24 protein-coding genes are annotated in these 24863 nt (G+C 78.5%); 5 read left to right on the forward strand and 19 right to left on the reverse strand.

What is annotated here, in order from left to right; all coding sequences use genetic code 11:
* A partial coding sequence (locus WDV85_RS13000; protein ID WP_339571030.1) for an HNH endonuclease signature motif containing protein occupies positions 1–1882 on the forward strand: 1882 nt, incomplete at its 5' end.
* A gap of 225 nt (positions 1883–2107) precedes the next feature.
* Here the strand turns inward: WDV85_RS13000 and lgt are convergent.
* From lgt to trpC, 4 genes are read right to left on the reverse strand one after another with little or no spacing between them, the layout of a single operon-like run.
* A complete protein-coding gene (gene lgt / locus WDV85_RS13005) occupies positions 2108–3154 on the reverse strand; it encodes a prolipoprotein diacylglyceryl transferase (RefSeq protein WP_339571031.1) in 1047 nt (348 codons plus the stop codon).
* On the reverse strand, positions 3151–3972 hold the full coding sequence (gene trpA / locus WDV85_RS13010; protein WP_339571032.1) for a tryptophan synthase subunit alpha: 822 nt from the start codon (positions 3970–3972) through the stop codon (positions 3151–3153). The genes lgt and trpA overlap by 4 nt, the downstream gene beginning before the upstream one ends.
* A complete protein-coding gene (gene trpB / locus WDV85_RS13015) occupies positions 3969–5438 on the reverse strand; it encodes a tryptophan synthase subunit beta (RefSeq protein WP_339571033.1) in 1470 nt (489 codons plus the stop codon). The genes trpA and trpB overlap by 4 nt, the downstream gene beginning before the upstream one ends.
* A complete protein-coding gene (gene trpC / locus WDV85_RS13020; RefSeq protein WP_339571034.1) occupies positions 5435–6265 on the reverse strand; it encodes an indole-3-glycerol phosphate synthase TrpC in 831 nt (276 codons plus the stop codon). Before trpC ends, trpB begins: the two co-directional genes overlap by 4 nt.
* A 442-nt stretch (positions 6266–6707) precedes the next feature.
* On the opposite strand from trpC, the gene WDV85_RS13025 reads away from it, so the two are divergent.
* Positions 6708–7280 carry a DUF4190 domain-containing protein gene (locus WDV85_RS13025; protein WP_339571035.1) on the forward strand — a complete coding sequence of 191 codons (573 nt, stop codon included), beginning with the start codon at positions 6708–6710 and terminating at the stop codon, positions 7278–7280.
* 185 nt (positions 7281–7465) lie between these two features.
* Here the strand turns inward: WDV85_RS13025 and WDV85_RS13030 are convergent, their stop codons facing one another.
* From WDV85_RS13030 to WDV85_RS13060, 7 genes are all read right to left on the reverse strand, one after another.
* Positions 7466–7864, reverse strand: coding sequence for a DUF2752 domain-containing protein (locus tag WDV85_RS13030; RefSeq protein WP_339571036.1), 399 nt, complete (start codon positions 7862–7864; stop codon positions 7466–7468).
* A 26-nt stretch (positions 7865–7890) separates the two neighbouring features.
* On the reverse strand, positions 7891–8256 hold the full coding sequence (locus WDV85_RS13035; protein ID WP_339571037.1) for an HGxxPAAW family protein: 366 nt from the start codon (positions 8254–8256) through the stop codon (positions 7891–7893).
* 208 nt (positions 8257–8464) lie between these two features.
* Positions 8465–9244: a Trp biosynthesis-associated membrane protein gene (locus WDV85_RS13040; protein ID WP_339571038.1), complete on the reverse strand. Its 780-nt coding sequence runs from the start codon at positions 9242–9244 to the stop codon at positions 8465–8467.
* Positions 9241–10800: an anthranilate synthase component I gene (locus WDV85_RS13045; protein WP_339571039.1), complete on the reverse strand. Its 1560-nt coding sequence runs from the start codon at positions 10798–10800 to the stop codon at positions 9241–9243. Before WDV85_RS13045 ends, WDV85_RS13040 begins: the two co-directional genes overlap by 4 nt.
* A complete protein-coding gene (gene hisI, locus WDV85_RS13050; RefSeq protein WP_339571040.1) occupies positions 10797–11225 on the reverse strand; it encodes a phosphoribosyl-AMP cyclohydrolase in 429 nt (142 codons plus the stop codon). The genes WDV85_RS13045 and hisI overlap by 4 nt, the downstream gene beginning before the upstream one ends.
* A 91-nt stretch (positions 11226–11316) precedes the next feature.
* The gene (locus WDV85_RS13055) at positions 11317–13134 is read right to left on the reverse strand and encodes an ABC transporter ATP-binding protein (protein ID WP_339571041.1); all 1818 of its coding nucleotides are present in this window, start codon (positions 13132–13134) and stop codon (positions 11317–11319) included.
* Positions 13131–15218, reverse strand: a complete 2088-nt coding sequence (locus WDV85_RS13060) for an ABC transporter ATP-binding protein (protein WP_339571042.1) — start codon at positions 15216–15218, stop codon at positions 13131–13133. The genes WDV85_RS13055 and WDV85_RS13060 overlap by 4 nt, the downstream gene beginning before the upstream one ends.
* A gap of 419 nt (positions 15219–15637) precedes the next feature.
* Between WDV85_RS13060 and WDV85_RS13065 the strand changes: the two genes are divergently transcribed.
* Positions 15638–16276 (forward strand): TIGR03085 family metal-binding protein, encoded by a 639-nt coding sequence (locus tag WDV85_RS13065; RefSeq protein ID WP_339571043.1) that lies wholly within the window; start codon positions 15638–15640, stop codon positions 16274–16276.
* 37 nt (positions 16277–16313) lie between these two features.
* On the opposite strand, the gene hisF is transcribed toward WDV85_RS13065, so the two are convergent.
* Positions 16314–17177, reverse strand: coding sequence for an imidazole glycerol phosphate synthase subunit HisF (gene hisF, locus WDV85_RS13070; RefSeq protein ID WP_339571044.1), 864 nt, complete (start codon positions 17175–17177; stop codon positions 16314–16316).
* Positions 17178–17306: 129 nt separating this feature from the next.
* On the opposite strand from hisF, the gene WDV85_RS13075 reads away from it, so the two are divergent.
* Entirely contained in the window at positions 17307–17708 is a 402-nt protein-coding gene (locus WDV85_RS13075) for a hypothetical protein (protein ID WP_339571045.1), read from the forward strand.
* Positions 17709–17836: 128 nt separating this feature from the next.
* The gene (locus tag WDV85_RS13080) at positions 17837–18970 is read left to right on the forward strand and encodes an FUSC family protein (RefSeq protein ID WP_339571046.1); all 1134 of its coding nucleotides are present in this window, start codon (positions 17837–17839) and stop codon (positions 18968–18970) included.
* A gap of 3 nt (positions 18971–18973) precedes the next feature.
* Here WDV85_RS13080 and WDV85_RS13085 read toward each other — a convergent pair whose 3' ends face one another.
* From WDV85_RS13085 to WDV85_RS13115, 7 genes are all read right to left on the reverse strand, one after another.
* Positions 18974–19462, reverse strand: coding sequence for a PH domain-containing protein (locus WDV85_RS13085; RefSeq protein ID WP_339571047.1), 489 nt, complete (start codon positions 19460–19462; stop codon positions 18974–18976).
* Position 19463: 1 nt separating this feature from the next.
* Positions 19464–20312: an ATP phosphoribosyltransferase gene (gene hisG, locus WDV85_RS13090; protein ID WP_339571048.1), complete on the reverse strand. Its 849-nt coding sequence runs from the start codon at positions 20310–20312 to the stop codon at positions 19464–19466.
* A 110-nt stretch (positions 20313–20422) separates the two neighbouring features.
* On the reverse strand, positions 20423–20686 hold the full coding sequence (locus WDV85_RS13095) for a phosphoribosyl-ATP diphosphatase (protein ID WP_298802943.1): 264 nt from the start codon (positions 20684–20686) through the stop codon (positions 20423–20425).
* A gap of 65 nt (positions 20687–20751) precedes the next feature.
* Positions 20752–21468 (reverse strand): nicotinamide riboside transporter PnuC, encoded by a 717-nt coding sequence (gene pnuC / locus WDV85_RS13100; RefSeq protein ID WP_339571049.1) that lies wholly within the window; start codon positions 21466–21468, stop codon positions 20752–20754.
* On the reverse strand, positions 21465–22169 hold the full coding sequence (gene rpe / locus WDV85_RS13105) for a ribulose-phosphate 3-epimerase (RefSeq protein ID WP_445263325.1): 705 nt from the start codon (positions 22167–22169) through the stop codon (positions 21465–21467). The genes pnuC and rpe overlap by 4 nt, the downstream gene beginning before the upstream one ends.
* A 314-nt stretch (positions 22170–22483) precedes the next feature.
* On the reverse strand, positions 22484–24229 hold the full coding sequence (locus tag WDV85_RS13110) for an RsmB/NOP family class I SAM-dependent RNA methyltransferase (protein ID WP_339571051.1): 1746 nt from the start codon (positions 24227–24229) through the stop codon (positions 22484–22486).
* Positions 24226–24863, reverse strand: a 638-nt coding sequence (locus tag WDV85_RS13115) for a methionyl-tRNA formyltransferase (protein ID WP_339571052.1), incomplete at its 5' end; no start/stop codon positions are given. The genes WDV85_RS13110 and WDV85_RS13115, both read right to left, overlap by 4 nt.

The following is a 24863-nucleotide window of genomic DNA, read 5'->3' on the forward strand; positions in this document are numbered from 1 at the left end:
TGGGGCGGTCGGTGTCGCGACACGCACCACGGGCGCCCTCGAATCGGTGCCGGGACCGTCGAAGGGGTCGGGGTCGGGGTGGGATGCGGGTCTGGCGTTCGAGGCCGCCGCGGCCGAGCTGGCGGTCGCGCTGGTGGTGCCGCTGCGGCGGGCGCAGGACCTGGTCGCCGAGGCCCTCGCGGTGACGACCCGCCTGCCGGTGACGTTAGCCGCGTTGGAGGCCGGGCGGATCGACCCGCAGCGCTCCCGCCTGGTCGCCGAGGAGACCCTCGCCCTGTCCCCGGCGCACGCCGCCAAGGTCGACGCGGCCCTGGCCGGCGACCTCGGCCCGCTCACCGTCCCGGCGCTGCGGGCGCGGGTGCGTCACCTCGTCGCGACGACCGACCCCGAGGCGGTGCGCCGGCGGGTGCGGCGCGCGACCTGCGCCCGCGGGGTGCGCCTGTTCCCGGTCGGGGACGGGATGGCCCAGCTGGTCGCGACGGGCCCGGTGCTGGACCTGGCGTGCGTGTTCGAGCGCCTGACCACCACCGCCCGGGCGCGGGCCGGGGAGCACGGCAGGGTCGACCCGCACGCCGCGACGTCCGCGGGCCTAGTCCCCTTCAGTGAGGCCGCGGCGGGGTTGCCGGACCGGAGGGGCATCGACGCGCGCCGTTTCGACGCCCTCGTCGACCTCGCCACCACCACCGACCTGCCCATCACCGACCGGCCCAGCGGCGCTGATGCCGCTGCCGCCCGCGCGGATATGGACGTCAGTGCGGGGGCGGCCCCAGCCGCGACGACGGGTGTGGCACGGGCGCGCAGCCCTCACGGCCCGCAGGTCACCGTGGCCCTGACCAGCCTGCTCGGCCTGGACGACCACCCCGCCCAGCACCCCACCCTCGGACCAGTCCCGGCCATGGCCGTCGCCGAGCTCCTCGCCGCCGGGCACCGCTTCCGCCGCGCCCTGACCGCACCGGTCACCGGCCACCTCGTCGGCCTCGACGGCCACCTGCAGGCCCTCGACTCCACCACCACCACGGCCACGACCACGACCACCGCCACCAGAACGACGACGGCGACGTCACCGCCCGACCCACCGCGCAAGGGCCCCCGAACCACACCCGCCCGACGCGGCCGCACAGCGGCGATCACCGTGCGCGTCGACACCACCGACGACCCCGCGCCGTCGCCACCGGAAACACCGACGTCGCCACCGCCGCCTTCCCCGCCCCGGCCGGCAGAGGGCTCCTCGTCGACCTCGCGGCACACCTCGCTGCTCCACGCCTCGCGGCGATCCAGCTGCTCCTACGCCGCCGCGACCGGCGGACCCGGCCCCTACGCCCCCACCGACGCGTGCGCCCGCTGGGTCCGCACCCGCTCACCCCGCTGCCAGGCCCCCGGCTGCCGCATGCCCGCCACCCGCTGCGACCTCGACCACCGCACCCCCCACGCCACCGGCGGACCGACCTGCCCCTGCAACCTCGACGTCCTCTGCCGGCGCCACCACCTCGCCAAGCACCACTGCGGATGGAAGGCCGTCCCCATGACCGACGACGCCCGCGACCCCGGCCTGACCTGGACCACTCCACTCGGTCAGGTCGTGGACGTCCCGGCGCAGCCTCTGCTGCCGCGACCGGCGCCCCACGTCGACGACGACCTCCGCGCGCAGACCGAGGCCGACGACGCGGCCGCCGCCGCCCTCGAGGACCACCTCCTCGGCCGACCCCGCTACCCCCACCGCGACAGCGCCGCCCACGACCTCGACCGGGTGCACGCCGAGATCGCACGCCAGCAGCGCGAGCTCGAGGGCGGAGGTGCGCGTGACGGTCACTCCGGTGATGACCCGGACGCCTCCTCGGGAAGTCCTGGCGGGTGGGGCGAGGCCGACCCACCGCCGTACTGACCACCCGGTCGGCGGGTCGAGCGCGGCCGGCCAGGCCGCGCGCAGCGGGAGGGCGCTCGCGGCGACCGCCCGAGCGCCCGAGTGCCGCGCCGACCCGTCGCTCGTCCCATCTCGGGGTCGTCCGGGGGCACGGCCTCCGGTCGCCGGCCCGCCGGGCGCGGGGAGGGCCGGGCGCGACGTCGGCCGAGACCGCCGTGTGCGCACCCGACCTGTGCGCCAGCGGCTTCACTCGCGCCGGTCGCGCCCCGCGTCGTCGTCAGCCTCGGTGGCCGCGTCGTCCTCGGAGTCCCCGGATGCACTGGCCCGGGCGCGGGCCGCGGCGCGCTCTCCCTCGGCGGCGGCGTCCTCGGGCTCGGCCCCCGCGTCGAGGGCCTCCGTCTCGGCCGCGGCGGCCGCCTCGGCGGGCGCCGGCTCGCGCAGCGCGGTCGCCTCGCGCCCGGGGTGCCGGAGCGAGCTCACGAGCAGGCCGAGGACGGCGAGGAGACCGACGACGACGGACGTCCAGACGTTGAGCCGGAGGCCCCCGACGACCTCCGCCTGGTCGACGCGCAGCGTCTCGATGAAGCCGCGCCCGATGACGTACAGCAAGACGTAGGTGAGGAAGACGCGGCCGTGCCCCAGCTTGAGGCGCCGCTCCAGGAGCAGGAGCAGGCCCGCGGCCACCAGGCACCACAGCGACTCGTAGAGGAAGGTCGGGTGGAAGGTGGCGGCGTCGGCGTACTCGGCGGGCCGGTTGGCCGGGTCGATCTCGAGGCCCCAGGGCAGGTCGGTCGGGCGGCCGAAGAGCTCCTGGTTGAAGTAGTTGCCGAAGCGCCCCACCGCCTGGGCCACGAGGAGCCCCGGCGCGAGCGCGTCCGCGACGACGCCGAGCCGCAGGCCGAGCTGCCGGATCGCCACGAGGGCGCCGACGAACCCGCCCGCGATGGCGCCCCAGATGCCGAGGCCGCCCTCCCAGACGTAGAGGGCGCGCACGAGGTCGCCGCCCTCGCCGAAGTAGGCGTCCGGCGAGGAGAGCACGTGGTAGATCCGCGCGCCGACGATGCCGAAGGGCACCGCCCACACCGCGATGTCCACGACCGCTCCGGGCGGACCGCCGCGCGCGCGCAGGCGCTTCTCGCCGATGACGACGCCGAGCACGATGCCGAGGATGATCGCGAGCGCGTACGCGCGGATCGGGACCGGCCCCAGGTGCCACACGCCCTGGGGGGGGCTGGGGATCGCCGTGAGCACCGCCGACGCGAGGTTCCCCGCGGCCAGGGCCGTCCCCGTCACCGGCGGACCCCTGCCGCGAGGTCGGCGGCGACCGCGCCCACCGAGCGGACGCCGCCCTCGCCGAGGGCGCGCACGAGCGCTGAGCCGACGATGACGCCGTCCGCGAACCCGGCCACCTCGGCGGCCTGGTCCGCCGTCGAGACCCCGAGGCCGACGCACACGCGCTCGGCGCCCGCGGCGCGGGTGTCCCGCACGAGGCGCTCGGCGTCACCGCCGACCGAGGCGCGCACGCCCGTGACGCCCATGGTCGAGGCCGCGTACACGAAGCCGCGGCAGGCCGCCGACGTGCTGGCGAGGCGCTGCGGGGTTGACGACGGCGCGACGAGGAAGACGCGGTCGAGGTCCGCCGCGGCGGAGGCGTCGAGCCAGTCCTGCCCCTCGTCAGGGATGAGGTCGGGCGTGATGAGCCCCGCTCCCCCGGCCGCGGCCAGGTCGCGCGCCCACGCGTCGACGCCGTAGCGCACCACGGGGTTCCAGTAGGTCATGACGAGGACGGCGGCGCCCGTGGCCGCCACCTGCTCGACGGCGGTGAGGACGTCCCGCACCCGGAAGCCGCCCTCCAGGGCGGCCTGGGCGGCCGCCTGGATGACCGGTCCGTCCATGACCGGGTCGGAGTACGGCAGCCCGAGCTCGACGACGTCCACGCCCTCCGCGACCATCGCCCGCGCGGCCTCCACCGAGGTCGCCAGGTCCGGGAAGCCCACGGGCAGGTAGCCCACGAGGGCCGCCCCGCCCCGCTCGCGCGCGGCGTCGATCGCGGCGCCGGTGCGGCTCGACCCCGTCCCGGCCGCGCCGGACGTCGTCACAGCGGCGGTCACCGCTCGCCCCGGGCGACCGTGGAGGCCTCGGCCCCGTCGTCGGCCGGACCGCCGGTCGAGCCGTCGACCGGGGCGTCGCCGCGATCGGTCCTCGAGCCGGGCCCCCGCTCCGGCACGCCCTCGTCGTGCGGCTCGCCGCCGGCGACGACGTCGGGGCCGGCGTGCACCCCGCCGTCGGCGCGGTCGGTGCGCACGTCCTCGGCCGCGACGAGGTCCTCGTCGCTGACGAGGTCGAACCATCGGGCCGCCGTGTCGACGTCCTTGTCGCCGCGCCCGGACAGGTTGACGAGGACGACGCCGTCCGGCCCGAGCCGGCGGCCCTCCTCCAGCGCACCGGCGAGGGCGTGCGCCGTCTCGATGGCGGGGATGATCCCCTCGGTGCGGCACAGCAGGCGCATCGCCTGCATCGCCTCGTCGTCCGTCACGGGGCGGTACTGCGCCCGGCCGGTGGCGGCGAGCCACGCGTGCTCCGGGCCGACGCCCGGGTAGTCCAGCCCCGCGCTGATCGAGTGCGACTCGACCGTCTGCCCGTCGTCGTCCTGCAGGAGCATCGAGCGCGCGCCGTGGAGGACGCCCGGCGCCCCGCCCGTGATGGACGAGGCGTGCCGTCCCGTCGCGACGCCGTCGCCGCCCGCCTCGAGGCCCAGGAGCGCGACGTCAGCGTCGTCGAGGAAGGCGTGGAAGATGCCCATGGCGTTCGAGCCGCCGCCCACGCAGGCGACGACGACGTCCGGGAGGCGGCCGACGCGCTCGAGCAGCTGCTCGCGCGCCTCCTCGCCGATGACCCGGTGCAGCTCGCGCACCATCGTCGGGAAGGGGTGGGGCCCGGCCACGGTGCCGAGGAGGTAGTGCGTGTCGTCGACGTGGGCGACCCAGTCGCGCATCGCCTCGTTGAGGGCGTCCTTGAGGGTCCGCGAGCCCGTGCGCACCGGCACGACCTCGGCCCCGAGGAGCCGCATCCGCGCCACGTTGAGCGCCTGGCGCTCGGTGTCGCGCTCGCCCATGTAGACGACGCACTCGAGGTCGAGCAGCGCCGCCGCCGTGGCGGACGCGACGCCGTGCTGGCCCGCGCCCGTCTCCGCGATGACGCGCTTCTTGCCCATGCGCTTGGTGAGCAGCGCCTGGCCGAGCACGTTGTTGATCTTGTGCGAGCCCGTGTGGTTGAGGTCCTCGCGCTTGAGGAAGACCCGCGCGCCACCCGCGTGGGCGGCGAAGCGCGGCGCCTCGGTGAGGATGCTCGGCCGCCCCGTGTAGGTGCGGTGGAGCTCGTCGAGCTCGGCCCGGAAGGACGGGTCGGCCCACGCCTGCGTGAAGGCCGCGTCGAGCTCGTCGAGGGCCGCGACGAGCGCCTCGGGCACGAAGCGCCCGCCGAACTCGCCGAAGTAGGGCCCCGAGGCGCTCGAGAGGGCCGCGCCCTCGGGGAGCCCGGTGGCGGTGCCCGTGCGGGGCGGTGTGCTCGTGCTCATGCGCGTCCTGCCCTGGTCGAGGGGTGGTTGCCGGCGGCGACGAGGTCCGCCACCGCGGCGCGGGGGTCGCCGCCCGTGACGAGCGCCTCGCCGACGAGGACGGCGTCGGCGCCCGCGCGGGCGTAGTCGAAGACGTCGTGGGAGCCCCGGACGCCCGACTCGGCGACGACGACGACGCCGGCGGGGACTGCGGGGCGCACGGCGGCGAAGGTGCCGCGGTCCACGTGCAGGGTCCGCAGGTCGCGCGCGTTGACGCCGACGACCCGGGCACCTGCGTCGACGGCCCGGGCGACCTCCTCGACGTCGTGCACCTCGACGAGCGCCGTCATGCCGAGGGAGTGGACCCGCTCCACGAGCGAGACGAGCGCGGGCTGCTCCAGGGCCGCGACGATGAGCAGCACGACGTCCGCGCCGTGGGCCCGGGCCTCCCACACCTGGTAGGAGGTGGTCACGAAGTCCTTGCGCAGGATGGGGACGTCGACGGCCGCGCGCACGGCGTCGAGGTCCTCGAGGCTGCCGCCGAAGCGACGGCGCTCGGTGAGGACGCTGATGACGGCGGCGCCCCCGGCCTCGTAGTCGCGCGCCAGGCCCGCCGGGTCGCCGATGGCCGCCAGGGCCCCCTTGCTGGGGCTCGAGCGCTTCACCTCGGCGACGACCTTCACCGCGCCGCGCTCCTCGTCGCCGTCGACCCGGCGCAGCCGCTCGACGGCGTCCAGGGCGCCGGGGCGCCGGGACGCGCGCTCCTTCAGCTCGTCGAGCGAGGTGGTCTCCTGCCGCGCGGCGAGGTCGGCGTGGACCCCGGCGAGGATGTCGTCGAGCACGCTCACGTGAGGGCTCCTCCGCTTCGACGCTGTGCTGGGTCCGCCTGGTGCACCTGGGCCTGCCGTGCTCGGGCCCGCCGTGCCCGGTCCTGCTGGGCCGACGGCCCCTCCGGGGCGCGGGCGGCTCGGTCCCGAGCACCGCTCCGGTCGAGCCGTCCTGCCGCGCAGGACTCTAGTGCGTGGCCCGCCGCGCTCCCGCGCCCCCGCCCCGCCCCGGACGTGCCCGCCGTGGCCCCGTCCGGTCCCGCCGGCGTCCGGTCCTGCGCGTGGGGAGGACCGGACGCACCCGTGCGGGTCCCACGGCGCGCGCGCCGCGCGGTGCGGGCGCAGCGCCGATAGCGTCGGACGACCGCCCCGAGCGGCGGGGCACCGCCGCCGGACGGCGGCGAGCCGGCCGACCGCCGACCCCCGACGACGGGCCCCCACGGGCCCAGCCAGGAGGCCAGACGTGAGCACCCCGAGCGACCCCGACCAGCCGCGCTACGGCCAGGAGCCGTCGGGCGACCGCCCGCCGGAGCAGCCCCGCTACGGCGACGCCGCGCCCGGCTACGGCCAGTCCTCCGGTGACGGCAGCGGGTACGACCGGCCCTCGACCGGTGGCTACGGCGAGCCGGCCCGTTACGGCGGTGACGCCGCGGCCTCGTCCTACGGCGGGCAGCCGCACCAGGAGCCGCGCAACGGCCTCGGCGTGGCAGCGCTCGTCGTCGGCATCGTGGCCCTGCTGTCCGTCTGCCTCGGGATCTTCCTCGTCGGCATCCCCGCCGTGATCATCGGGGTCGTCGGCATCGTCCTCGGCGTCGGTGCGCGTCGGCGCGTGAAGCGCGGCGAGGCGACGAACGGCGGCGTGGCGACGACCGGCCTCGTCCTGTCGATCGTCTCCCTCGTCCTCGGCGTCCTCAGCGTCGTCCTCTTCGCGGTGGGGCTGAGCCTCTTCGGGGACGCCTTCCAGGAGTGCCAGGGCCTCACGGGCGCGGAGCAGCAGCAGTGCATCCAGGAGCAGTCGGAGGACGTCTTCGGCTGACGCCTGCTGCGCCGTCCTCGACGGGCCTCTCGAGGCCCCGCGCGGGCACGACGGAGGGCCCGGACCGCCTGGTCCGGGCCCTCCGTCGTGCCCGATGACGTCGTGCCGGGTCGCCTCGAAGCGGGTCGCCTCGTGCCGGGTGACGTCACGAGGTGGTGGCGCCGGGACCAGCGGCGGACGCAGCCTCAGGGCCCGAGCACCGCGCCGGCGCCGGGCAGCCACCGGACGACCGTGAAGACGGCGAGGGCGGCCACCCCGACCACCGCCCGCCGGTCCGTCACGGCGTCGACGAGGCGCAGGGGCCGTCGTCGCAGCGCCGCGGTGGTCCAGGCCGCCCACGCCAGCGCCCCGCCGACGACGAGGACGACGGCGAGGGCGTTGCTGCCCAGCGCCGTCAGCGGCTGGCCGGCGAGGAGGTCGGACACGGCTCTCAACCCGCCGCACCCCGGGCAGGGCAGGCCGGTGACCAGCAGGACGGGGCAGGTGCCCCAGCTGCCCGGCACGTGCGGGTCGCGCAGCGCGACAGCGGTCAGCGCCGCGGCCCCGGCCGCGCCGAGGACCAGCGGGGGCCAGCGGCGCGGCACCCCGGGCACCTCCGTCGGGGCGGGGCTCAGCGGGGGCCGTTGGCCGTCGTCGACGCCGCCTCGCCGGAGCGCGCGGCCGGGCCGTGGTGGGGCTCGTCGCCCGGCTCGTCGGAGGACTGCTCGGGCTTGCCGGCCCCGTGACCCATCTTGGCGAGGACGATGCCGACGACGGGCCCGACGGCCATGACGACGAAGCCGACGGCCAGCAGCCACCACACGGTGAACACGACCGCGAGGCAGCCGACGAGGGCGCCGAGCATGACGACGCCGACACCCACCCACGCGGCGAGGCTGTGCCCGTGGTCCTCCGTGTGCGGGGGCAGCTGCGGCTGGTGCCTCGTGTCCGGCTGGGTGTCCTGCTGGGTGCCGCGGTCCTGCGTGCGCTCGGCCATGGGGCTCTCCTCGACCGGCCCGGACGGCCCTGCGGCGGTCCGACGCGCGGCTCGCTCTCGTCGGTCGGTCTGGTCGTCGGTGGTGGGCGACCCCGCGCCGCGCGGGGCGGTCGCGGCGCCCGCGGCGACCGCTCGCGCGGCCCCTCGGGCGCCTCGTCATCATGCCAGCCGCGGCGCCCCGCGCCTCCCGCGCCGCCCCGGCGTCGGGTCAGCGGCGGCCGTCGCGAGGGCGGTGGCCGTCCGCCCCGCCGGTCGGGTCCTCGCCGCGGGACAGGGAGTCCCACGCGTCGAAGGCCTCTCCCCGGCGCCGCGCCCGCTCGGCGGCCGGGCCCTCGTCCTCGGTCCCGGTGACCGGGTCGCCGGTCCGGGCGCCCGCGCCACCGCCCCCGGCGCTCGTCCCTGCGGCCCCGCCGCCGCCGTCGCCGACCCCACCGGCGTCGACGCCGCGCTCCAAGTCCTCGCCCCGGGCGGACGGCGCCTCGTAGCGGCGCCCGCTCGGCCACGCGCGCGAGGCGGGCAGCGCGGCGACCGCCAGCACGGCGAGCAGCGCGCCGACCACCGCGACGACCCAGGGCCACGCCGTCGCGGTGGCGCTCGCGTCGCCCGGACCCACCGAGCCGGCGGTGACGCCGAGCACCTGCCCGACCTCGCCGGCGGTGGCGCCCAGCGGGTCGGCGAGGACCCCCGCGGCGCCGGCGACGACGCCGGCGCCCGCGGCCGCCACGACGCCGAGCGCGACGAGCGACCCGGCGCGGCGCGTGGTGCTCGCGGCGGCGGCCCCGGCGAGGGCCACGAGGCCGAGCGCCGGCACCAGCGGGGCCGCCGACCCGCCCGTCGCCGCCACCGCCCCCGCGCCGGCGAGGGCGCCGTCGACGTCCGCCCGCGTCCACATGAGGGCTCCCGAGACGACGACGACCGCCCCGAGCGCCAGCAGGCCGAGGACGGCGCGGGCCCGGGGGAGCCGCCCGCCTCGGCCGGCCGCGCTCATCGCGGGCCGCCGGCCGGCGCCGGCGGTCGCAGCGTGCTCGCCGCCGCGACGGCGCGCAGCACGGCCGCCGCCTTGGCCCGGCACTCGGCGTCCTCGAGCTCCGGCACCGAGTCGGCGACGACGCCGGCGCCCGCCTGCACGTGCGCCCGACCGTCGGACAGCACGGCCGTGCGGATGGCGATGGCCATGTCGAGGTCGCCCGCGAAGTCGAGGTAGCCCACGACGCCGCCGTAGACCCCGCGCCGCACCGGCTCGAGCGCGTCGATGAGCTCCATGGCCCGCGGCTTCGGCGCGCCGGACAGCGTCCCCGCCGGGAAGGCCGCCCGGAGCACGGCCATCGCCGCCGTCCCGGGGCGCACGTCGCCGAGCACGGTCGAGACGAGGTGCATGACGTGGCTGTAGCGCTCGACCGCCATGAACTCGACGACGTCGACGGTCCCCGGCTCGCAGACCCGGGCGAGGTCGTTGCGCGCGAGGTCGACGAGCATGAGGTGCTCGGAGCGCTCCTTGGCGTCGTCGAGGAGCTCCTCCGCGAGGCGGACGTCGTCCTCGGGCTTGGCGCCGCGCGGGCGCGTGCCCGCGATGGGGTGCGCCAGCACCCGGCCCGCCTCGACCTTGACGAGCGCCTCGGGGCTCGAGCCGACGACGTCGACGCGGCTGCCGTCGGGGCGCTGACCCCGGAACAGGTACATGTACGGGCTCGGGTTGGACGCCCGCAGGCAGCGGTAGACGTCGAGCGCGTCGGCCGGGCAGTCCAGCTCGAAGCGCTGGGAGAGGACGACCTGGAAGACCTCGCCGTCGACGATGGCCTCCTTGCCGCGCCGCACGGCCTCGAGGTAGTCCTCCCGGCGCGTGCGCTCGCGCGGCGCGGGCGGCTCGCCCCCGCCGCCGTCGTGGACGGCGACCGTGGACGGCGCGGGCGCGGCCAGCTCGGCGACCATGCGGTCGAGCCGCGCCACGGCGTCGGCCCAGGCCTCGTCGACGCGCTCGTCGGTGCCGTCGTGGTTCACCGCGTTGGCCACGAGCAGCAGCGTGCCGTCGCTGTGGTCGAGGACGGCGACGTCCGTGGCGAGCGCCATCATCACCGGCGGCGCGCCGAGCTCGTCGGGCGAGCGCACCGGCAGCCGCTCCCAGGCGCGGACGACGTCGTAGCCGAGGACGCCGACCATGCCGCCGGTCAGCGGCGGGAGGCCGGGCAGCCGCGGGGTGTGCAGGGCGTCCATGACGGCGGCCAGCACCTCCGTGGGCTCACCGGAGGTCGGCACGCCCGCGGGGGGCTCGCCGACCCACTGCGAGGCGCCGTCGCCGCCGAGCAGCATCGCCCCGGAGCGCGCGCCGACGATCGACCAGCGCGACCAGCGCCCGCCCTCCGCGGACTCCAGGAGGAAGGAGCCCGGCGCGTCGCCCGACAGCTTGCGGTAGAGGCCCACGGGCGTCTCGCCGTCGGCGAGCACACGGCGCACGACCGGTACGACCCGTCGGTCGCGGGCCAGCTCGCGGAAGACGTCGAGCGACGGCCACGTCGCCCCGAGGCGCCCGTCGGGTCCCGCGCTCACGCGCCGCCCCCGCCAGGGACGCCGCCCGTGACGCCGCCCGAGGTCCCCTCGGTGACGACGTCGCGGGCGCCGAGGTCGCGACCGTCGAAGCAGGTGCGGGTCCCGGTGTGGCACGCGGGGCCCGTCTGGTCGACGCGGACGAGCAGGGCGTCGCCGTCGCAGTCCAGCGCGACCGAGCGCACGTGCTGCACGTGCCCGGAGGTGTCCCCCTTGCGCCACAGCTCCTGGCGGCTGCGGCTCCAGTAGGTGGCGCGGCCGGTCCTGAGGGTGAGCGCGAGGGCCCGGTCGTCCATCCAGCCGAGCATGAGGACCTCGCCGGTGTCGTGCTGCTGGACCACCGCGGCCACGAGGCCGTCGGGCGTGCGGCGCAGGCGGGCGGCCACCGCGGGGTCGAGGTCGGTGCCGGAGGAGGTGGGGGCGCTCACGCCCCGATCCTCCCACCGCCCCCGGCCCCGCCCCGGACCCGCCGCCGTCGTCGCCCACGGCCTCAGCCCCCGTCGTCTCCGGCCGACGGCGTCAGCCGCCCGCCGGCGAGAGCTGGGCGGCCCACGCGCGGTGCAGCTCGGCGTAGTGACCGCCCGCGTCGACGAGGTCGACGTGGCGGCCGGTCTCGGTGACCCGCCCGCCGGAGACGACGACGACGAGGTCGGCCCGCTCGGCCGTCGACATCCGGTGGGCGATCGTCACGGAGGTCCGCCCGGCCATGAGCCGCTCGAGGGCGGCGCCGATGGCCACGTCGAGGGCCGGGTCGACCGCCGAGGTCGCCTCGTCGAGGACGAGCACGTCGGGGTCGGCCAGGCGGGCCCGCGCCAGGGCCACGAGCTGGCGCTCCCCCGCCGACAGCGCCTCGCCGCGCTGGCCGACGCGGGTGCCGAGGCCGTCGGGCAGCCCGTCGACCCACGGCCCGAGGCCGAGCTCGTCGACGACCCGGCGCACGTCCTCGCCCGTGCTGCCCTCGCGGCCCATCGCGACGTTGTCGGCGACGGTCCCCTCGAAGAGGAAGCCCTCCTGCGGGACCATGGCGACGCGGCGGCGCAGGCTCGCCGCGCGGACCCGCCGCAGGTCCTCGCCGCCGAGCACGACGCGCCCGCTCACCGGGTCCTGCAGGCGCGTGAGCAGGCGGGCGAGCGTCGTCTTGCCCGAGCCGGTGCGCCCCACGACGGCCACGCGCGTGCCCGCCGGCACGTCCAGGTCGACGTCGGACAGGGCCGGGCGCCCACCCGGGTAGGCGTACCCGACGCCCTCGACGCGCAGGTCGAGGGGCCCGGCGGGCAGCTCGCGGCCGTCCTCGCCCGGGTCGGCCAGGTCGACCGGCGTGTCGAGGAGCGCCAGGACCCGCCGCCAGCCGGCGACGGCGTTCTGGAGCTCGTTGAGGACCTCGGTGAGGCTCTGGACCGGGCCGGTGAGGAGCTGCACGAGGAGCAGCACGGCCGTCAACTGCCCGAGCGTCAGGTCGCCGTCGACGCCGAGCAGCGCGCCGACGACCACCACCGCGGCGACGACGACGCCCGCGCCGAGCACGGCCGTGGAGAAGGACGTCGCGACGAGCGTCTGGGCGCGCACCTGCGCGCGGCGCTGGTCCTCGACCGCCGCGTCCACGCGCTCCCGCGTGCGCTCCTCGGCGCCGTAGGCGCGGATGGTGTCGGCGCCGACGACCGTCTCCGACACGCCGCCGAGGACGCGGCCCACCCGGGCCCGGACCTCCGCGTAGGCCGCGGAGACCCGCGGCTGCATCCAGCGGCCGAAGAGGACGACGGGCACGAAGCACGCCACGACGACGAGCAGCAGCTGCCAGGACGTCACGCCGATGATCACCGAGACGACGAGCACCTGGCCGACCGACAGCACGAGCAGCAGGCCGCCGAACTGGAGGAACTGGGAGATCGTGTCGACGTCCGTCGTCACGCGGGAGACGAGCGAGCCCCGCTGCTCGGAGGACTGCGTGAGCGCCGACAGGTCGTGCACGCGCCGGAAGGCGGTGGTGCGCAGCTCCGCCAGACCCGCCTCGGTCGCGGTGAACAGGCGCCGGTTGACCACGTAGGACACGAAGGCCGTCGCGACGACGACGACCACGCCGACGAGGACGAGGCGCGTCACGAGGCCCGGATCGGGCCCGTCGGGGCCGTTGATGCCGGCGTCGACCGTCCGCTGGGTGGCGAGCGGCACGACGACGCGCCCGGCGGTCGCGAGGACGCCGAGCAGGAGGGTGCCCAGCAGCCCCCGGCGCATGAGCGGGGAGAGCGCGAGACCGCGCCGCACCGTGGCGACGACGCCGTCGCCCGCCTCGCGGGCGATGCGCGTGCCCGCGGGCGGCGGGGCGCCCGCGGCGCTCACCGCCGGCCCCCGGAGGTCGAGGCCGCCGGGGCGGCGGCCGCGGGGCCGGACGGGCCGCCGGACGGGGCGTCGGCCGCCAGGGCCGCCTCCTCGTACGCCGTGACGAGGTGGCGGTAGGCCGGCCGCCGCTCGAGCAGCTCCTCGTGGGTGCCCTCGTCGACGACGCGCCCGTGCTCCATCCACGCCACGCGGTCGGCGAGGGCGATGGTGGCCCGCCGGTAGGCCACGAGCAGGACCGTGGGCCGCGGCGCCCCGGGCGCCGGCGGACGGCGCAGCGCGCTGAGGATCTCGGCCTCCACGGCCGGGTCGACGGCGGAGGTCGCGTCGTCGAGGACGAGCAGGCGCGGGTCGCGCACGAGGGCCCGGGCGAGCGCCAGGCGCTGGCGCTGACCGCCGGACAGCGAGGTGCCGCGCTCCCCCACGCGCGTCTCGAGGCCCTCGGGCAGGGCGTCGACGAACTCGGCGGCCTGCGACGTCTCGAGCGCGTCCCGCAGGCGCTGCTCGTCGACCTCGGCGCCGAGGGTGATGTTGCCGCGGACGGTGTCGTCGAAGACGAAGGTGCCCTGGGGCACGAGGGCGACCTCGGCCGGCAGGGAGCCCTCGCGCAGCTCGCGGGCGTCGACGCCGCCCAGGCGCACGACCCCGGTGTCGGGGTCGAGCAGCCGCACGGCGAGGGAGGCGAGCGTGGACTTGCCGGAGCCGGTGGGCCCCACGAGGGCGGTCGTCGACCCGGCGGGGACGTCGAGGTCGACCCCGCGCAGGGCGGGCACGCCGTCGGCCGCGGGGGCGTCGGCGGGCCCCGGCGCGCCCGCGCCCCCCACCCCGGCGACCTCACCGGCGTCGAGGTCCTCGTCCGCCCCGCGCGCGTGCGCCAGCTCGACCCCGCGCATCTGCAGCGACAGGCCGCCGCGCGGCAGGGGGCTCTCGCCCCAGGTCGTGCGGCCGCGGGCGTCGAGCACCGTCCGCACGCGCCCGAAGCCGACGGCCGCCCGGGGCAGCTCGGCGAGGACCCACCCGAAGGCGCGCACCGGCGACGCGAGCACCGTGAGCAGGTAGACCACCGTGAAGACGTCGCCGACGCCGACGTCCCCCGACGCGGCGCGCACCGCGCCGACCGCCAGGACGGCGAGGCTCGCCAGGCTCAGCAGCGCCTCGACGGCCGGGTCGAAGGCGCCGCGCGTGCGTCCGACGTCGACGTTGGCCCCGCGCAGCCGGTCGGCGGCGGCGCCGAAGCGACGCGTCTCGGCGCCCTCGCGGCCGAGCGTCTTGACGACGACGGCGCCGTCGAAGCTCTCGTGCGCCATGGCCGAGACCTCGCCGCGCAGGGCCTGGGCCCGGACGACGCGGGGCGACATGGCGCGCTGGTAGGCGATGTTCGCGACGACCATCGCGGGCAGGCTGAGCAGGCCGACGAGGGCGAGCACGGGGTCGGCCGCCACCATCGCGACGGCGGCCACGACCGCCATGACGACGACCCCGAGCGCCATCGGCAGGGGGTTGAAGATCGTGAAGCTGGCCTCGACGTCGCTGCTCGCGTTGGCCAGGAGCTGGCCGGCGGGGTGGCGGTGGTGCCACGCGATCGGCAGGCGCAGGTACTGGTGGGCGAGGCGCCGCCGGTAGCGGGCCTGGAGGTTGGCGAAGACCCGGCCGGCGACCATGCGCCGCAGCGCCACCGCCACCGCGGTGACGAGGGCGACGCCCGCGAGCGCCAGACCGGCGAGGAGCACGTCGCCGCGGTCGACGCCGGGGTCGCCGGCGAACAGCGGCGCGAGCACCTCGTCGGTCGTGCGGCCGAGGAGCCAGCCCGCGGCCGCCGTCCCGGCGCCGTAGACCGCGGAGACGGCGACGGCCAGGGCGAGGACGCGCGGCTCGTCGCGCGCCCCGCGGGCGACGACGCGGACCCCGCGGCGCGTGGCGCCCGGAGGGTGCGCGGGGCGCGCGGGCCGCGACGGGCGTCGGCGGCGGTCCGGCTGGCGCGGGACCTCGGAGGCGCGGGGGGACGGCTCCGGAGAGGACGGCTGGGGGCCGGGAGGATGCGCTGCGGCTCGGTCCGGGACGGGGGGCGGTGCGGAGCGGCGGGGCACGGACGTCCTCTCAGGCGGGCCCACGAGGCTGGGCACCACACGTTCTCACGGGCAACCGACAGCGGCGTCCCGGGCTTCCCGGGGCCCCGCGGCGGTCGTGGCAGCCGACGCCACGGAGCGGGCGCCCGATCACCGACCCAGCCACGACGACGGCACCGGACGCGCGGTGACGCCGGCGAGGGGTGGGGGCGGGTGGCGTCCGGGGCACCTCAGGCGAGCGCCCGTGCTGGGCGCCGGCCCCAGCGCGGGGGCGTAGCCAGTGCCCCGGACGGCGCCCGCCCGCACCCGACCCGGCCACGAGGGAGCCCACCTCGCGAGAGACCACCACGAGCGAGCCGCCCCCGCCGGATCCGCTCGTCGTGGGGCCCCTCCTCGGCGCCCGCTGGGCGCCGTCGGCCCGGGACGGCACGATGGCGGCCATGACGCCCTCCGCCTCCGAGCGAGCCGTCCTCGTCGAGGAGCTGCGCCGCCGTGGTCCCGACGCCCCGACGCTGTGCGCGGGCTGGACCGCGCGCGACCTCGCCGCCCACCTCGTCGTCCGCGAGCGCCGTCCCGACGCGGCGCTGGGCCTCGTGGTCCCGCCCCTCGCCGGCCACGGCGAGCGGGTGCGGGACGCCGTCGCCGCCCGCCCCTACGAGGTCCTCGTCGACCTCGTGGCCTCCGGGCCGCCGCGCCTGTCGCCCTTCGCCCTGCCGGGGGTCGAGACGGCCGTGAACACCGGCGAGCACTTCGTCCACGCCGAGGACGTCCGGCGCGCCGGCGACGCGCCCGCGGAGCCGCGCGCGCTGCCCGCCGACGTGCGCAGGGCGCTCTGGGGCGGCCTGCGCGGGCGGGCCCGGCTGCTCTACCGGCGCTCACCCGTCGGCGTGGTGCTGGAGACCCCCGAGGGGCGCGTCGTCGCCCGCCGCGCCCCCGAGGGCGCCGGCACCGTCGTGCTGCGCGGCGACGTGGGCGAGGTGCTGCTCCACAGCTTCGGCCGCGAGGCCGTCGCCCGCGTCGAGGTCGAGGGCGCGCCCGAGGACGTCCGCGCGCTGGCGGGCCTCGACCGGGCGGTCTGAGGCCGCGGTGCTCCCCGACCCGCCGACGGGGCCGGCCTCAGGGGGCGGGCGCGGGCCCGACGTCCTCCCGCCCGCCGGGGGGCGGGGCGCCGTCCGCGGCGTGGACGGCGGCGCCGGCGCGGCGCACGGGGTGCCCGGCGGCCGCGAGGGCGTCCTTCACCTGGCCCACGCGGAGCACGCCGAAGTGGAAGACGGAGGCGGCGAGGACGGCGTCCGCGCCCGCCGCGACGGCGGGCGCGAAGTCCTCGAGCCGGCCGGCGCCGCCGCTGGCGACGACGGGGACGCCCACCTCGCCGCGGACCGCGCGGAGCATCTCGAGGTCGAAGCCGCCGGTCGTGCCGTCGGCGTCCACGGAGTTGAGGAGGATCTCCCCCGCCCCCAGGCGGGCGGCCTCGGCGGCCCAGGCGAGCGCGTCGACCCCCGTCCCCCGTCGCCCGCCGTGCGTGGTGACCTCGAACCCGGACGGCGTGCGCTCGGCCTCCGGGGTGCCCGGCGGGCAGCGGCGGGCGTCGACGGACAGGACGAGCACCTGGGCCCCGAAGCGGTCGGCCACCTCGGCGACGAGCCGCGGCCGCGCGACGGCCGCGGTGTTGACGCCGACCTTGTCGGCGCCGGCGCGCAGGAGCCGGTCGACGTCGGCGACCGTGCGCACGCCCCCGCCCACGGTGAGGGGCACGAACACCTGCTCGGCGGTGCGCGCGACGACGTCGTAGGTCGTGGACCGCTCGTCCGTGCTCGCCGTGACGTCGAGGAAGACGAGCTCGTCCGCGCCGTCGTCGCCGTACTGGCGCGCGAGCTCGACCGGGTCGCCCGCGTCCCGCAGGCCGGCGAAGCGGACGCCCTTGACGACGCGGCCGGCGTCGACGTCGAGGCAGGGGACGACGCGGACGGCGAGGCTCACGCGCACCAGCCTAGGGACCGCGGCGCCCCGGGCCCGCGCTCCCTCCCGCGCGCCGTCCTCGTCGAGGGCCGCAGCGGCGCGGGCAAGACGACGCTGGCCGCGGCGCTCGGGGCGTCGCTGGACGCCCCCGTGCTGCACCTGGACGACCTGTACCCGGGGTGGGACGGGCTGGCCGCCGGGGCCGCGCGCCTGGTCGAGGAGGTGCTGCCGGCCTGGCGGGCGGGCCGGCCGGCCCGGCTGCGGCGCTGGGACTGGGACGCCGGCGGGTGGTCGGGCGCCGGGGACGACCTCGTCGTCGCCCCGGGGCCGCTGCTCGTCGTCGAGGGGGTGGGGGCGGGCGCCGCGGGGCTGGCGCCGGGCGACGTCCTCGTGTGGGCGCAGGCGCCCGACGAGGTGCGACGGCGGCGGGCGCTGGCCCGCGACGGCGAGGCCTACGCCCCCCACTGGGACCGCTGGGCCGCGCAGGAGGAGGCGCACCTGCGCGCGCACGCGCCCGCCGCGCGCGCCGACGTCGTCGTCGTCACGGGGTGAGGGCGGCACGGGGTGAGGGCGGCACGGGGTGAGGGCGGCACGGGATGAGGGCGGCACGGGAACCGCCCGGCACCGGCACCGGGGAGCACCAGCACCGCTGAGCAGCAGCACCTGGGAGCATCGGGCGCGTGCCCGGCAGCCGTGGACGCGAGCGCCTCGACCTCCAGCGCGTCTGGCCGCTGCGCGCCGCCGTCCGCGGGCGCCGCTCGGCGCGCGAGCGCCTGGCCCGGTTGCGCCGGCGCGGCCCCAACATCGTCCAGTGCGCGCTCGCCGCGGGGGCGGCCTGGGCCATCGCCCACCTGGTCCTCGGGCACCCGACCCCCTTCTTCGCGCCCGTCGCCGCGGTCGTCGCGCTCGGCCAGTCCTACGAGGGCCGGCTGCGGCGCACGGGCGAGGTGGTCGTCGGCGTCGCGCTCGGCATCGGCGTCGGCGACCTGCTCGCGAGCTGGCTCGGCACGGGCGTCTGGCAGCTCGCCGTCGTGGTCGGCCTGTCCATGGCCCTCGCCGTCCTGCTCGACGCGGGCCAGCTGCTCGTCACCCAGGCGGGCGTCCAGGCGAGCATCGTCACCTCCCTCGCCGCACCGGCGTCCGCGGGGCTCGACCGCTGGGTCGACGCGCTCGTCGGCGGGGCCGTGGCGCTCGTCGTGGCGGCCCTCCTGCCGACCGCGCCGCTGATGCGGCCGCGCCGCCTCGCCGCCGCCGCGACGGGCGAGGTGGCGCTCCTGCTCGCCGAGGCCGCCGCCGCGGCCAAGCACGCCGACGGCGAGCGGGCGCAGGCGGCGCTGGACCGGGCGCGCGCCGGGCAGCGGGCCTTCGAGGACCTCGCGCCCGCGGCGCAGGAGGCGCTCGAGGGGCTGCGGCTCTCGCCCTTCCGCCACCGCCACCGCCCGGGCCTCGAGGTGGTGCGCGACCTCGCCGTCCCCCTCGACCGGGCGATGCGGAACGTGCGCGTGCTCCTGCGGCGGGTGGCCGTCGCCGAGCAGCGCGGCGAGCCCCTGCCGCCCGAGCTGTGGACCCTCCTCGAGGAGCTCGCCACCGGTGCGCGGCTGCTGTCGGAGGCCGTCGACGCCGGGCGGCGCGACGACGACCTCCTCGACGACCTCGTCGACCTGGGCCGCCGCGCCGGCGTCCTCGGGAGCCGGCGCCTCGGGCTGTCCGCCGCGGTCTGCGTCGGGCAGCTGCGCAGCACCGTCGTCGACCTGCTGCAGGTGGGCGGGATGTCGACCGAGCAGGCCCTAACCGCCGTCCCGCCGGTCGACTGAGCCTCAGCCGTCGTCGCGGGGGCCGTGGAGGGCCACGAGCGTGGCCAGGCGCTGCGCCTCGGCCTCGGCGGCGGCGCCGTCGGCGCGCTGCACGGCCATGACGGGCAGGACGTCGCCGTCCGACAGGTCCAGCTGCACCCACGGCTGGCCGCCGCCGAACCGCACCTGGACGACCTCGGCCCACTCCAGCCGCCGCGAGAGGAGGAGGTTCTGCACCTGCAGCCCCTGCTCGTCGACGACGACGCGGACGCGCGCCTGCAGGGCCATGAAGCCGGCGACGAGGGCGCCGACCACGACGAAGCCCACCCGGTCGAAGGTGCCGAGCTCGGGCACGAGCACCGCGAGGAGCAGCCCGCCGAGCAGCGCGGCGGCGCCGACGGCGACGGCGACCACGCGGGCCCGGCGCGGGGCGAAGGGGCGGTGCAAGCGGGCGCGCTCGGACGCGCGCCCGTCGTCGGGGCCGCCGCGGCGGGCGCCGGAGGGGTCGGCCACGTCAGATCCGGCAGGCGTGGATCGTCGTGACGAGGATGGCGCGGGCGCCGATCTCGTAGAGCCGGTCCATGACCGCGTTCACCTCACCGCGCCGCACCATCGACCGCACGGCGACGTAGCTCGCGTCCCGCAGGGGCGAGACGGTCGGCGACTCCAGTCCCGGCGTGACCGACGAGGCGGCGTCGAGCAGGTCGACGTGGACGTCGTAGTCGACCATGACGTACTCGCGGGCCACGAGGACGCCCTGCACCCGGCGCACGAGGACGTCGAGCCCCTCGGGGGCGGTCACGCCGCGGCGCTGCACGAGCACCGCCTCGGACCGCAGGATCGGGTCGCCGAAGACCTCGAGCCCCGCCGCCCGCAGCGTCGAGCCCGTCTCGACGACGTCGGCGATGACGTCGGCGACCCCGAGGGCCACGGAGATCTCCACGGCGCCGTCGAGGCGGACGACGGGGGCGTCGACGCCGTGCTCGGCGAGGTGGGCGCGCACGAGGCCGTCGTAGCTCGTGGCGACGCGGCGCCCCGCCAGCCCCGTCACGTCGGCGGGCGCCTCCCCGGTGCGGGCGGCGAAGCGGAAGGTCGAGGAGGCGAAGCCGAGCTCGAGCACCTCCTCGGCGTCCGCGCCGGAGTCCAGGAGCAGGTCCCGGCCCGTGATGCCGGCGTCGAGGGTGCCGGCGCCGACGTACACCGCGATGTCGCGGGGGCGCAGGAAGTAGAGCTCCACGTCGTTGGCGCGGTCGTGGAGCACGAGCTCGCGACCCGTCCGGCGCTCGGCGTAGCCGGCCTCGCGCAGCAGGGCGGCGGCGGGCTCGGCGAGCGAGCCCTTGTTCGGGACGGCGATGCGCAGCACGGGCGGGGTCTCCTGGGTGGTGCCGGGGGGGGCGGGTGGCGGGCGCGCGGGTCGCGTGCGAGGGGGTGCCGGAGGGGGCTGCTCAGAGGGGGCTGCTCAGAGGGGGCTGCTCAGAGGTGGGCGTAGACGTCCTCGAGCGTCAGCCCGCGGGCCAGCAGCAGCACCTGCAGGTGGTACAGCAGCTGGGAGACCTCCTCGGCGGTCCGCTCGTCGCTCTCGTGCTCGGCGGCCATCCACACCTCGGCGGCCTCCTCGACGACCTTCTTGCCGATGGCGTGGACGCCGGCGTCGAGCTCGGCGACGGTGCGCGAGCCCTCCGGGCGCTGCTCGGCCTTGGCGGCGAGCTCGGCGAACAGGTCGTCGAAGGTCTTCACGGGGGCCCAGGCTAGGTGCCCGAGCCGGGTGCCCCCAGCCCGGCGCCGTCACGGCCGGGTCGCCCTCAGCCCAGCGCCGTCACGGCCGGGTCCGCGGGCCCGTCCGCGCCGGGGTCGGCGCGCCCCTCGCGCCGGCGGGCGACGACCCACGTCCGCGCGCCCCAGACGACGAAGCCCGCGTACACGAGGTACAGCACGGCGGAGGGGTAGTACCCGGCGGCCAGCAGCAGCGGCACGCCGACGACGTCGACGGCGATCCACACGAGCCAGAAGTCGATCCAGCCGCGGGCCATGCCGTACGTGGCGAGCAGCGAGCCCGTGAAGATCCACGCGTCCGGGTAGGGCCCGAAGGAGTCGAGCCGCGCGAAGACCTGCGCGAGCCCGAGCGTGCCCACGACCATGACGGCGACGAGCGCGGCCCGCTCGCGACCGGTGGCCCAGCGCGGCTCCACGGCCGGGGCGCCCGCTCCCCCGGCGCGCCGGGTGCGGCTCCACCGCACCCAGCCGTAGACGCTGACGAGGAGGAAGAACACCTGCCGGCCGGCCTGCCCGTAGAGGTCGACGGCCTGCGGCGTCGCGAAGACGCCGCCGAGGAAGACGGTGAAGAGCAGGGCGTTGCCGACGACGCCGACCGGCCAGGCCCACACGCGCCGGCGCATCCCGCCGACGGCGGAGGCCAGGCCGAAGAGGTTGCCGACGACCTCGCGCAGCAGCAGGGGCACGCCCCCGATGACGACCGCGGCGTCGAGGACGGACGCCAGGGCGTCGACGGCGCCGCTCACCCGCGGTCGGCGGGGCCGGAGTCGACGGGGCCGGAGTCGACGGGGCCGGCGACCGCCGCCGCAGCCCGGGCGCGCAGGTCCTCGACCGCGGCCGCCGCGTCCTCGGCGCCGTAGACCGCCGAGCCCGCGACGAAGACGTCGGCGCCCGCCTCGGCGGCGCGGCCCACCGTCTCGGCGCTGACGCCGCCGTCGACCTGCACGGCCACGGGCAGCCCCGCGGCGGAGATCGCCGCCCGCAGGCGCCGGACCTTCGGCAGCACGACGTCGAGGAAGGACTGGCCGCCGAAGCCCGGCTCGACGGTCATGAGCAGCACCATGTCGACCTCGCCGAGGAGGTCGACCCACGGCTCGACGGGCGTCGCCGGGTTGAGCGCGACGGCCGCGCGGGCCCCGAGGCGGCGCAGCTCGCGGGCCAGCCGGACGGGCGCGGCCGCGGCCTCGGCGTGGAACGTGACGCCCGCCGCGCCGGCCTCGGCGTACGCGGGCGCCCACCGGTCCGGCGCCTCGACCATGAGGTGGCAGTCCAGCGGCAGGTCGCTCACCTGCGCCAGGCGCTCGACGACGGGCAGCCCGAGCGTGAGGTTGGGCACGAAGTGGCCGTCCATGACGTCGACGTGCACCGCGTCCGCCGTGGGGATGCGGCGCACCTCGGCGGCGAGGTCCGTGAAGTCCGCCGACAGGATGCTCGGGTGGACGCGCATCGTGCGCTGCGGTCCCCCGCTCCCCTCGGGCCTGCTGTCCTGAGGGCTGCCGTCGTCGTCCGTCACGCGCGGAGCCTACGAGCCGCGGGCGGGTGCGGCGGGTCGGCGACTCCTCCCGGCACGAGCGTCCGGAGCGGCGGGGCGGAGGGGCGGAGGGGCACGTCAGGCCGGCGCCCGGCCTCTGACGTGGCGACCCTCCGCGAGCCGACCGCAGCGCGCCGCGCCGGTGCCCGGAGCCGCGCTGCGCCGGACGCGGACCACACCGGGCGTCCGCCCGCCGTCGCGCCCTCCTACCGCTCGGGTCGCCCCCGCCCTCACGCCGTGCGGCGCAGCAGGGCCAGGAACATCGCGTCGGTGCCGTGGGCGTGCGGCCACAGCTGGGCGGTGCGGCCGGCAGCCTCCACCTCGGCGCCGCCCGCGTCGAGGGGCGGCGCCGTGCCCGGGACGGGCGAGAGCGCCGCGGCGTCGAGCACGGCCGGGGCGTCGAGGAGGTCGACCGCGCCGCGCCGGACGGCGTCGCGGACGACGGCGACCGTCTCGGCGGGGTGCGGCGAGCACGTCACGTAGGCGACGACGCCGCCGACGCGCACCGCCGCCAGGGCGGAGGCGAGGAGGTCGCGCTGCAGCGGCCCCAGCCCGGACAGGTCCGAGGGCTGCCGGCGCCAGCGCGCCTCGGGGCGGCGGCGCAGGGCGCCCAGCCCCGTGCAGGGGGCGTCGACGAGCACGCGGTCGTAGGCCCCGGGCTCGTCGGCGCCGACGGCGCGGCCGTCCCCGGTGCGCACGTCGACCTCCGGGCCCGTGGCCAGCGCCTGCGCGACGAGCCGGGCGCGGTGCTCGCTCACCTCGACGGCCGTGAGCCGGGCGCCCCGGGCGGCGCCCGCCGCGGAGAGCAGCGCCGCCTTGCCGCCGGGGCCGGCGCACAGGTCGAGCCAGCGCTCGTCGCGGCCCTCGAGCGGAGCGGCGGCGAGGGCGAGCGCCACGAGCTGGCTGCCCTCGTCCTGCACGCGGGCGCGGCCGTCGCGCACGGGCACCAGCGCGCCCGGGTCGCCCTCCTCGAGCCGCACGGCCTGCGGCGACCACGCGCCGGCGGTGCTGCGCAGCACCGCGGCCCCCGCCGCCGCCACGAGCTCCTCGGGCGTGGCGAGCCCCGGCCGGGCCGCGAGGACGACCTCGGGGGCGGCGTTGTCGGCGCGCAGGAGCGCCTCGAGCTCGCCGACGTCGCGGCCGTGGGTGACGAGCGCCTCCCGCAGCGCGCGCACCACCCACGCCGGGTGGCTGTGGAGGACCGCCAGGCGCTCGGTCGGGTCGCCGTCCTCGGGCGCCACACGCTCCGCCCAGGCGTCGCGGTCGTGCTCTGCCACCCGCCGCAGGACGGCGTTGGCGAAGCCGCCGCCGCCGGGGCCCACCCGGGTGCGCACGAGGCCGACCGTCTGGCTCACGGCCGCGTGCGGGGGCACGCGCGTCGCGAGCAGCTGGTGGACGCCCAGCCGCAGCGCGTCGAGCAGCGGCGGGTCCACCTGCGCGAGCGGGCGGTCGACGCAGGCGGCGAGGACGGCGTCGTAGAGGCCGCGGCCGCGCAGCGTGCCGTACGCCAGCTCGGTGGCCAGCGAGGCCTCGCGGGCGTCGAGGCGGTGCTGGCGCAGGAGCGCCGGCAGCACGAGGTTGGCGTAGGCGTCCTCCTCGCGGACGGCGGTGAGGACGTCGAAGGCGACCTCGCGCGCCGGCCCCGCGCCGCGCGAGCGCTGCGAGGGCTTCTGCGTGGACCAGCGCTGGCGGTCGGGGCCGCTGCGCCGCCCGGCCTCACCGCCGCGCCCGCCGGCTCCGGCGGCGGGACCCGCCGCCCGCGGGCTGCCGCCCGTCGGTCCGCCGGAGCGCGGCCCTCCAGCACGGGGCCCACCGGTGCGGGGCCCACCGGTGCGGGGCCCACCGCCGCGGGGCCCATCGCCGGCACCGCCCGGGCTGCGCGGGCGACCACCGCTGGTCCCACCGCCCCGTCCGCGCCCGCCCCGCCCGGGGCCCGCCCCGGCGCCGGTCCCGGTGCCGCTCTCGTCGTCGCTCACGCGTCTGCTCCCAGCACCTCGTCGTCGGCGGGACGGACGCCCCGGGCCCAGTCCTGCGCCGCCATGGCCCTCTTGCCGGCGGGCTGGACCTCGCCCAGCGCCACCGGCCCCGTCCCGGTGCCCACGAGGACCGCGCCCCGGGTGACCCGCAGCGCGCCCGGAGCGAGCGCCGCTCCGACCTCGGGCACGGCGTGGAGGGGCACGGCCTCGGCGGGCAGGGCGTCGGCGGGCACGGGCTCCACCGGTCCCAGCCGCAGCCGCTGCCCGCGGAAGGTCGTCCACGCCCCTGGGGCCGGGGTGCACCCGCGCACGCGGCGGTCCACCGCCGCCGCCTCGTCCTCCCAGCGCACGCGGGCGTCGTCCGGGCGCAGCTTGGGGGCGAGGGTGACGCCCTCCGCCGGCTGCGGGACGGCGTGCGCCGTCCCCGCCTCCAGGTCGTCGAGGACCCGGACGAGCAGGTCCGCGCCCGCCGGCGCCAGGCGCTCGAGCAGGTCGCCCGCCGTGTCCCGCGGTCCCACCGGCTCCTCGAGGGACCCGAGCACCGGACCGGTGTCCAGGCCCTCCTCGAGCCGGAACGCGCAGGCACCGGTCACCGGGTCGCCCGCGAGGACGGCGTGCTGCACCGGGGGGGGGG

Origin of the sequence: Pseudokineococcus sp. 5B2Z-1, from assembly GCF_037482305.1 — a bacterium.
Classification (GTDB): domain Bacteria; phylum Actinomycetota; class Actinomycetes; order Actinomycetales; family Quadrisphaeraceae; genus Pseudokineococcus.

Excerpts from the sequence above, each read along its gene's own strand:
- WDV85_RS13035 (WP_339571037.1), bottom strand. The coding sequence starts at position 8,256 with ATGGCCGAGCGCACGCAGGACCGCGGCACCCAGCAGGACACCCAGCCG.
- rpe (WP_445263325.1), bottom strand. The coding sequence starts at position 22,169 with ATGCGCGTCCACCCGAGCATCCTGTCGGCGGACTTCACGGACCTCGCC.
- WDV85_RS13040 (WP_339571038.1), bottom strand. The coding sequence starts at position 9,244 with ATGAGCGCGGCCGGCCGAGGCGGGCGGCTCCCCCGGGCCCGCGCCGTC.
- trpB (WP_339571033.1), bottom strand. The coding sequence starts at position 5,438 with ATGAGCACGAGCACACCGCCCCGCACGGGCACCGCCACCGGGCTCCCC.
- WDV85_RS13065 (WP_339571043.1), top strand. The coding sequence starts at position 15,638 with ATGACGCCCTCCGCCTCCGAGCGAGCCGTCCTCGTCGAGGAGCTGCGC.